Here is a 7,574-nt window from a genome sequence, read left to right as displayed (position 1 = left end):
ACCGCTTTAGCGGGCCCGAAGGGTGAGTCTCAGGATGAGACGAGTAGAGTAGCGGAGCGCCGCCCCCCGGAAGCCCGGCGCGATCATCGTCAGGCACTTATCCCGAGAAACCCCCGTGTTCAGAAGAGCACGGGGGTTTGTCATGTCTGGCGTTTGAGTACAGCAAGCTCCCGGAAGAGGGGAGAGTTAAAGCATCTCTAGATCATGGGGGGGCTAGCGGCACAGGCTTTCGAGTGCCTCGATGAGGCTGTCCATCTCATCATCGGTGCCGATGGAGATCCGCAGGTGGTCGCGGAGCACCTCGGTATTGAAGTGACGCACCAGCACGCCGCGCTCGCGCAAGCCAACGAAGAGCTGGGCGGCATCGAAATCCGGGTGGCTGACCAGCACGAAGTTGGTCTGTGAGGGCAGTACCTGGAAGCCGAGGGTCTCGAGTCGCCCCCGGGTGCGTTCGCGGGTGGTGATCACAGCCTCTCGACAGGCATCGAAGTGCTCGCGGTCGGCCAGGGAGGCGATACCCAGGGCGCTGGCCAGGCTGTCGACCGGGTAGGAGTTGAAGGAATCCTTGATCCGCTCGAGCCCCTCAATCAGTGCACGGGAGCCCACCGCATAGCCGAGTCGCAGGCCGGCCAGGCTGCGCGACTTGGAGAAGGTGCCGGTGACCAGCAGATTGGGGAAATGCTCGACCAGCGGCACGGCACTCTCGCCGCCGAAGTCGACGTAGGCCTCGTCGACCAGTACCACCGACTCGGTGACCCGTTCGAGGAGCCCGGCGATGGCAGCGCGTTCGTGACCATGGCCGGTGGGGGCATTGGGGTTGGCAAAGATCACGCCTCCGGCATCCTCGCCGAAGGCGTCGAGGTCGACGCGCCACCGGGCATCGAGGGGGTGGGTGCGGCGCTCGACGCCATAGAGGCGGCAGTAGACCGGATAGAAGCTGTAGGAGATGCTTGGCATCTCCAGCGGCCGCGCCTGGCGGAAGAAGGCCTGGAAGGCCAGGGCGAGGACCTCGTCGGAGCCGTTGCCGACGAACACCTGCTCTGTCTCCACCCCGAGCTCCGCGGCCAGGGCCTCGCGCAGGGCGTGGGATTCCGGGTCCGGATAGCGCCGCAGGTGGTCGGCGGGGAAGTCACGCAGGGCGGCTTCGACGCCGGGAGCCGGTGGATAGGGGTTCTCGTTGGTGTTCAGCTTGATCAGGCGCTCGCGTGGCTGCTCGCCCGGGACATAGGGGGTCAGCTCGCGAACGGCGGGGCTCCAGAACTTGCTCATGGTCACTCGCTCGAGGGATTGGACTTTGGTCATGGTGACCCGAGCAGCGTGACCGCGCAAGCCGCGTCCATGCTAGTCTCGGGGGCCGTTATCGATCATTCGCTGCCTATGGACCCCTGTAATGACCGCCCAGATCCTCGCCACCCTGCTCCCCGTCTTCCTGATCGCCGGGTGCGGGACCCTCTATGGCCGTTTCCGCACGCCGGACATCCGCGGTTTGAATACCCTCAACATGGAGCTCTTCGTGCCCATGCTGGTGTTCGCCGTGCTCGCCGACCGTCAGGCCCCCCTGGCGGACTACGCGAGCCTGGCCCTGGCGGGGGCCGTGGTGGTGCTGGGGTCGGGACTCGTGCTCTGGCCGGTGGCGAAGTGGCTGAAGCTCGAGATCAAGACCTTCCTGCCGCCGATGATGTTCAACAACTCCGGCAACATGGGGATCCCCTTGCTCGTGCTGGCCTTTGGCGAGAAGGCCCTGCCGGCGGCGGTAGTGTTGTTCATCATCGAGATGCTGCTGCACTTCTCGGTGGGGCTCTACATGCTCAGTCCGCATACCCCCCTGTGGCGGCTGCTGCGCATGCCCATTGTGCTGGCAAGCCTGGCAGGCCTCGCCGTCAACCTGGGCGGCGTGCCCCTGCCGGGCTGGTTCCTGGAGGCGCTGCACATGCTGGGCGGGGTCTGCATCCCGCTGATGCTCTTCGCCCTGGGCGTGAGGATGCTGGACATCGATTTCGGCGACTGGAAGACCGGCCTGCTCGGGGCGGTGCTCTGTCCGCTCTCCGGCCTGGTACTCGCCGTGCCGCTGATCTGGTGGCTCGACCTGTCGGGCCTGCAGGCGGCGTCCCTCTGGGTGTTTGCCGCCCTGCCGCCGGCCGTGTTGAACTACCTGGTAGCCGAGCAGTATCGCCAGGAGCCCCACAAGGTGGCCTCGTTGGTGCTGATCGGTAACCTGGGCAGCCTGGTGGTCATGCCGCTGGTGCTGGCACTGATCTTCACCCATGTCTATCCGCTGGCCTGACGCATGGCGGGGAGGCTGTCCGCTGAAGGCGCGAGAGGTTATGCTGTGATGCAGACTGCCGTGCATCACGGCGTCATGCCCATTGGTTAGGAGGACAAAAATGCAAATCAGGACCTTGCTGGCCGGCACTGCCCTGGCCGCCCTGTTGGCCGGCTGCGCCGCCGGACCCACTGACCAGGCCGCCGCCCCCGAGATGGAAACGACCACGGCGACCTACCAGGGAACCCTGCCGTGTCGCAACTGCGATGGTATCGACTTGAACGTGACCTTGAACGGTGAGGAGCAGAGTGCGGTCGAGGAGCGCACCTTCGACCTCGAGGCCTCCTATCGCGCGCACCCCCAGGACCCGCCGGACGAGAATTATGCCGGCAACTGGGAGGTCCTAGAGGGAACCGAGCAGGACCCCGCCGCCACCGTCTATGAACTGACCCCTGATGGTGAAGGGCAGACCTACTACTTCCTGCGCGTCGACCCCCAGACGCTGGAACTGATCGACCCCAACCTGCGTCGCTTCCAGAACAGCGAGATGCTGCAGCTCAAGCGTCTCTGACCGCGCGAGCGAGCAGTGCAGGGGCGGCCTCGGGTCGCCCCTTCTCGTTGCGGGATGGCCATCGGCGCGAGGCCCGCGGCTGCTAGAATGGGCCTCGTCAATCCATCGGCCCCGCCATCGATCGAGAGAGTGCCCCATGGCCAAAGTGAAGAGTGCCTTTGTCTGCACCGAGTGCGGTGCCGAGTACCGCAAGTGGCAGGGGCAGTGCAGCAGCTGTCAGGAGTGGAACACCCTGAGCGAGGTCCGCCTCTCGGCGGCGCGGCCCGGTGCCGCCACGGGTGCCTCCTCGTCCGGGCGCGGTGGCTACGCCGGCGGCCTGTCCCGTGAGGTGGTCGACCTGGCCAGCGTCGATCTCAGCGAGGTACCCAGGCTCTCCTCCACCTTCGCGGAGTTCGACCGGGTACTGGGCGGCGGCCTGGTACCGGGGTCGGCGGTGCTGCTCGGGGGGCACCCCGGGGCCGGCAAGTCGACCCTGCTGTTGCAGACCGCCTGCAAGCTGGCCCAGTCCCGACGGGTGGTCTACGTCACCGGCGAGGAGTCGCTCTCCCAGGTGGCGATGCGCGCCCATCGCCTGCAGCTGCCGGTGCAGGGTCTGAAGATGCTGGCCGAGACCAGCATCGAGACCATCCTTGCCGTGGCCGAGCGCCAGCGTCCCGAGATTCTTGTCATCGACTCCATCCAGACCATGCATCTGGAGGATATCGCCTCGGCGCCGGGTGGCGTGGCCCAGGTACGTGAGTCCGCCGCGGCCCTGACCCGCTTTGCCAAGCAGAGCAATACCGTGCTGATGCTGGTGGGGCACGTCACCAAGGACGGCAGCCTGGCCGGCCCCAAGGTGCTGGAGCACATGATCGATGCCTCGCTGCTGCTCGAGGGCGGAGCAGACTCGCGCTTTCGGACCCTGCGTGGTCAGAAGAACCGTTTCGGCGCGGTCAACGAGCTCGGCGTGTTCGCCATGCTCGAGCATGGCCTCAAGGAGGTAAAGAACCCCAGCGCCATCTTCCTTTCGCGCAACGAGGAGCAGAGTGCCGGCAGCCTGGTGATGGTGGTCTGGGAGGGCACGCGGCCGATCCTCGTGGAGGTCCAGGCGCTGCTCGACGAGTCGGCGCTGGGCAACCCGCGCCGCGTCGCCGTGGGCCTCGACCAGAACCGCCTGGCCATGCTGCTGGCGGTGCTGCATCGCCATGGCGGACTGTTCACCGCGGACCAGGACGTCTTCCTCAACGTGGTTGGCGGGGTCAAGGTGCTGGAGACCAGCGCCGACCTGGCGGTGCTGCTGGCGGTGGTCTCCAGCCTGCAGAACCGGCCGCTCCCCCGGGAGCTGGTGGTGTTCGGCGAGGTGGGGCTCTCCGGCGAGATCCGCCCCGTACCCAGTGGCCAGGAGCGCATCGTCGAGGCGGCCAAGCATGGCTTCAAGCGGGCCATCGTGCCCCGCGGCAATGCCCCCAAACGTTCACCCGATGGCATGGAGGTGGTTGCCGTGGACAAGCTCGCCGAGGCCCTGGACGCTCTCTAGGCCCCACTCTGATGTAGAATGCGGGTAGTGAAAGCCAAGGAGAACGAGATGAGCGCCATCCGCCTGACCCAGTACAGCCACGGCGCCGGCTGCGGCTGCAAGATCGCCCCCGACGTGCTCGATGGCATCCTCGCCAATGCCGGCCCCGGGGCCAGCCACTCGCGTCTGATCGTCGGCAACCAGGGGCGCGAGGATGCCGCCGTCTACGACCTGGGCGATGGTCGTGGCATGATCGCCACCACCGACTTCTTCATGCCCATCGTCGACGATCCCTTCGATTTCGGTCGCATCGCGGCGATCAATGCCATCAGCGACGTCTATGCCATGGGCGGCAAACCGGTGCTGGCCCTGGGCATCCTCGGCTGGCCGCTGGACAAGCTCGGCCCCGACGTTGCCGGCGACGTGGTGTCCGGTGCCCAGGCGGTGTGCCGCGAGCTCGGCCTGGCGCTTGCCGGAGGTCACTCCATCGACGCCCCCGAGCCGATCTTCGGCCTGGCGGTCAACGGCCTCGTCGACCTCGACCACCTCAAGCTCAACAAGGGCGCCAAGCCCGGCGACCTGCTGTTCCTCACCAAACCGCTGGGGGTGGGCCTGTTGACCACGGCCGAGAAGCAGGGGCTGATCGAGCCCGGCCATCAGGGCCTGGCGCGGGCGACCATGCTCAAGTCCAATGCCATCGGCATGGCGCTTGCCAAGGTCAAGGGCGTGCATGCCATGACCGACGTCACTGGCTTCGGCCTGGCCGGACACCTCGCCGAGATCTGCTCGGCCAGTGGCGTGGCATCCCGGGTCAACTTCCGTCGCCTGCCGCGTCTCGCCGAGGCCGAGGCCTATCGCCGTCAGGGCGCGGTTCCCGGCGGCACCCAACGCAACCGCGATGCGCTGGGCGCCAGCCTGCCGCAGATGGACGAGGCCCACTGGCAGTGGCTCTGCGACCCGCAGACCTCCGGTGGCCTGCTGCTCTCGGTGCACCCCTCCTGGGAGGACGATGTGGAACGTATCGGCCGCCAGCACGGCATCGAGCTCGTGCCCTTCGGCGAGGTCGTCAAGGCCAGCGGGCCGGCGCTGATCGAGGTGCGTGGATGAGCCTGCCGCTGGTCGAGCCTGACCTCGCGCTGCTGCGGGAAGGGCGCGTACTGATCGATGTCCGTGCGCCGGTGGAGTTCGCCCAGGGCGCCCTGCCCGGAGCGGTGAACCTGCCGCTGATGGACGACGAGGAGCGCCACCTCGTGGGCATTGCCTACAAGGCGCATGGCCAGGACGCCGCCATCGCCCTGGGCGAGCGGCTGGTCAGCGGCGGCCTCAAGGCGGCGCGGGTCGCCGCCTGGCAGCGGCTCCTCGCGGCGCACCCCGACGCCATCATCTACTGCTTCCGCGGCGGGCTGCGCTCCCAGGTCGCCCAGCAGTGGCTGGCGGATGCCGGCATCCTGCGCCCGCGTATCCGCGGCGGCTGGAAGGCGATGCGCCAGGCCCTCTGCGAACGCATCGACGCCGCGGCCGAGCAGCCATTGCTGGTAGTGGGGGGGCTCACCGGCTGTGCCAAGACGCCGCTGATACTGGCACTGGACAATGGTCTCGACCTGGAAGGCTGTGCGCGCCACAAGGGCTCGGCCTTCGGGCGCCACCCGCTGCCGGCGCCCTGCCAGATCGACTTCGAGCATGCCATGGGACTGCGCCTGCTGGACCTGCCCGGGCCGCTGGTGGTGGAGGACGAGTCGCGACGCATCGGGGCGGCCAACATCCCGCTGACCTTCTGGGAGGGCATGGTCCAGGCCCCGCGCATCCGCATCGAGATGCCGCTGGACTGGCGGCTGGCGCAGATCCGCAAGGACTACATCGACGACCTCTGGGAGGTCCATCGCCGGCAGTTCGGCGACTGGCTGGGCTGGGCGCTGATGCGCAAGCAGCTCACCACCGCCCTGGGCCGGTTGAGGAAGCGCCTGGGCAGCGAACGCCTGGCGCGCCTGCAGCGCCTCCAGGTGCTCGCCTTCCGCGAGCATGAACGGGGCAACCGCCAGGCCCATGAGGCCTGGCTGGCACCGTTGCTGACCGAATACTATGACCCGCTCTATCGTCACCAGCTGGAGAAGCACCCGGAGCGCCACTTCCTCCACGTGGGCGACTGGGAGAGCTGCCTGGCGGTTGCCCGGGAGTGGTCGGCCGAGGCGCGTCGACAGGCACACGAGCCGGCCTGAGCCTCAGTTCGCGGCGTGGCGCAGCCACTGCGACAGCAGCCGGTCGAGCAGCGGCGCCAGTCGATCGAAGCGCTTAGTGTCATCGAGCATGGCCGTGTGGTCCTGGGCGTGGGGGCTCGTCTCGCTGCCCTCGGGGGGTGGCTGGTGATCGAGCAGGGCGGTGACGCTTGCGGCGGTCGCTTCCAGGTGGCAGAGCAGGGCCACCACCCGGCCGTCGTCCCAGGTGAAGCCCTGCAGAGGGCTCGCGGTGCTGCGGCCCAGCGCCAGGGCATAGTCGGGCAGGGCGAAGACCTCGCGGTGCCACATGAAGGCCTCGAAGGTTTCTGGCAGGTCGACGGGGCTCATCGGGGCGAGGTCCACCCGGTGCCAGCCGGTCTCGGCCACGGTGCCGCGGGCCACCACCGCCCCCAGTGCCTCGGCGATCAGGCGGGCGCCGAGGCCGATCCCCAGCAAGGGCTTGTTGGCGTCCAGCGCCTGACGGATCAGCTTGCGCTCGCCCCTGAGCCAGGGGCATTGGCCTTCCTCGAGGATGCCCTCGGGGCCGTCGAGCACGATCAGCGCATCGCCGTCGGCCAGCCGCGGCGGCAGCTCCCCTGCGTCGAGGTGGAAGACGGTGAAGCTGTGCCCCATGCTGGCAAGCCAGTCGGCGATGCGGGCCGGTCCCTGGTGGGGGCTGTGCTGGAGAAGATGAACGTGCATGAGGGCCTCGCCTTGATGGGAATACCAGAGGTGACGGACGGGACGGAGCGCAAGGGTACATGAAGCCGGAGCTGCGGGAACAGATACTGACCATCCTGGCCGAGATCCCGCCGGGCCGGGTGACCACCTACGGGCGCATCGCCGCGATGACGGATGGCGCCACCCCGCGCCTTGTGGCCCGGGCCCTGCGCGATCTGCCCGCCGGCCACGGCCTGCCCTGGTTCCGGGTCATCACCGCCTCCCGCAAGCTGGCCGATCACGGCGGGGCCGAGGCACAGCGCCGGCGGCTGGTCGCCGAGGGCGTGCTCTTCGATCCCCGTGGGCGGGTAG

8 protein-coding genes are annotated in these 7,574 nt (G+C 68.2%); 6 read left to right on the top strand and 2 right to left on the bottom strand.

Annotated elements, in window-relative coordinates; all coding sequences use genetic code 11:
* Positions 1-213 precede the first annotated feature (213 nt).
* Positions 214-1,269 (bottom strand): histidinol-phosphate transaminase, encoded by a 1,056-nt coding sequence (gene hisC / locus RI841_RS12575; RefSeq protein ID WP_310705950.1) that lies wholly within the window; start codon positions 1,267-1,269, stop codon positions 214-216.
* 121 nt (positions 1,270-1,390) lie between these two features.
* On the opposite strand from hisC, the gene RI841_RS12570 reads away from it, so the two are divergent.
* The 5 genes from RI841_RS12570 (at position 1,391) to mnmH (ending at position 6,545) form a co-directional block, all read left to right on the top strand.
* Complete coding sequence (locus tag RI841_RS12570; protein WP_310705949.1) at positions 1,391-2,284, top strand: AEC family transporter; 894 nt, start codon at positions 1,391-1,393, stop codon at positions 2,282-2,284.
* 100 nt (positions 2,285-2,384) lie between these two features.
* Positions 2,385-2,834, top strand: a complete 450-nt coding sequence (locus tag RI841_RS12565; protein ID WP_310705948.1) for a copper resistance protein NlpE N-terminal domain-containing protein — start codon at positions 2,385-2,387, stop codon at positions 2,832-2,834.
* Positions 2,835-2,970: 136 nt separating this feature from the next.
* The gene (gene radA / locus RI841_RS12560) at positions 2,971-4,350 is read left to right on the top strand and encodes a DNA repair protein RadA (protein ID WP_310705947.1); all 1,380 of its coding nucleotides are present in this window, start codon (positions 2,971-2,973) and stop codon (positions 4,348-4,350) included.
* A gap of 48 nt (positions 4,351-4,398) precedes the next feature.
* Positions 4,399-5,436, top strand: coding sequence for a selenide, water dikinase SelD (gene selD / locus RI841_RS12555; protein WP_310705946.1), 1,038 nt, complete (start codon positions 4,399-4,401; stop codon positions 5,434-5,436).
* Positions 5,433-6,545 (top strand): tRNA 2-selenouridine(34) synthase MnmH, encoded by a 1,113-nt coding sequence (gene mnmH / locus RI841_RS12550; RefSeq protein ID WP_310705945.1) that lies wholly within the window; start codon positions 5,433-5,435, stop codon positions 6,543-6,545. Before selD ends, mnmH begins: the two co-directional genes overlap by 4 nt.
* A 3-nt stretch (positions 6,546-6,548) precedes the next feature.
* Here the strand turns inward: mnmH and RI841_RS12545 are convergent, their stop codons facing one another.
* Positions 6,549-7,244, bottom strand: a complete 696-nt coding sequence (locus RI841_RS12545; RefSeq protein ID WP_310705944.1) for a type 1 glutamine amidotransferase — start codon at positions 7,242-7,244, stop codon at positions 6,549-6,551.
* A gap of 59 nt (positions 7,245-7,303) precedes the next feature.
* On the opposite strand from RI841_RS12545, the gene RI841_RS12540 reads away from it, so the two are divergent.
* On the top strand, positions 7,304-7,574 hold a 271-nt coding region (locus tag RI841_RS12540; protein WP_310705943.1), incomplete at its 3' end, for an MGMT family protein.

The organism is Halomonas sp. (assembly GCF_031581305.1).
Classification (GTDB): Bacteria; Pseudomonadota; Gammaproteobacteria; order Pseudomonadales; family Halomonadaceae; genus Halomonas.
Note: the sequence above shows the minus strand (reverse complement) of the source record. Positions and strands in the feature narration are given on the sequence as shown.

Excerpts from the sequence above, each read along its gene's own strand:
- hisC (WP_310705950.1), bottom strand. The coding sequence starts at position 1,269 with ATGAGCAAGTTCTGGAGCCCCGCCGTTCGCGAGCTGACCCCCTATGTC.
- RI841_RS12570 (WP_310705949.1), top strand. The coding sequence starts at position 1,391 with ATGACCGCCCAGATCCTCGCCACCCTGCTCCCCGTCTTCCTGATCGCC.
- RI841_RS12565 (WP_310705948.1), top strand. The coding sequence starts at position 2,385 with ATGCAAATCAGGACCTTGCTGGCCGGCACTGCCCTGGCCGCCCTGTTG.
- radA (WP_310705947.1), top strand. The coding sequence starts at position 2,971 with ATGGCCAAAGTGAAGAGTGCCTTTGTCTGCACCGAGTGCGGTGCCGAG.
- selD (WP_310705946.1), top strand. The coding sequence starts at position 4,399 with ATGAGCGCCATCCGCCTGACCCAGTACAGCCACGGCGCCGGCTGCGGC.
- mnmH (WP_310705945.1), top strand. The coding sequence starts at position 5,433 with ATGAGCCTGCCGCTGGTCGAGCCTGACCTCGCGCTGCTGCGGGAAGGG.
- RI841_RS12545 (WP_310705944.1), bottom strand. The coding sequence starts at position 7,244 with ATGCACGTTCATCTTCTCCAGCACAGCCCCCACCAGGGACCGGCCCGC.